Origin of the sequence: Pantoea sp. 18069 (genome assembly GCF_902706035.1) — a bacterium.
GTDB lineage: Bacteria > Pseudomonadota > Gammaproteobacteria > Burkholderiales > Burkholderiaceae_C > Comamonas.
In genome coordinates this window covers 1-504 of sequence record NZ_CACSJA010000108.1, presented here as the reverse complement: position 1 = coordinate 504, position 504 = coordinate 1, and the positions used below count along the sequence as shown (strand labels likewise).

The window sequence follows — 504 nt, the reverse complement described above, 5'->3', positions numbered from 1 at the left end:
CCGCGCGGGGTGCCGGCCCGCCAACGGGCCCAAGCGCATCGCTTGGGCCTGATCGGCACACCGTAGCCGGGTGCGGCCTCCGTTGGCCCTGGATGCCCAGGAGAACGCGCTGCTGCTCGATACCCTGAACAGCGAACGCTTCGCCGACGCCGCCCCTGCGGCGATGCACGCCATGCTGCTCGACGAGGGCCGCTACCTGGGCTCGGTGCGCACCATGTACCGATTGCTCAACACCCAGGGCAGTTCGCGTGAGCGGCGCCGCCAGTTCCCCCACCCGGCCTACGTCAAGCCCGAACTGTTGGCGGTGGCACCGAACCAGGTCTGGTCCTGGGACATCACCAAGCTCAAGGGGCCGGCCAAGTGGACTTGCTTTCATTTGTACGTGATCCTGGACATCTTCAGCCGCCACGTCGTGGGCTGGTTGATCGCCGAGCGCGAGAGCGCCGACTTGGCCGAGCAGCTGATCGCCGATAGCGTGTCCCGCCACGACGTGCAGCCCGGCAT

The 504-nt window shown here is 67.9% G+C and carries 1 pseudogene; it reads left to right on the top strand.

The window, feature by feature from the left end:
* Positions 1-85 precede the first annotated feature (85 nt).
* Positions 86-504, top strand: a pseudogene (locus tag GVL12_RS25780) (DDE-type integrase/transposase/recombinase); the annotation flags it as partial.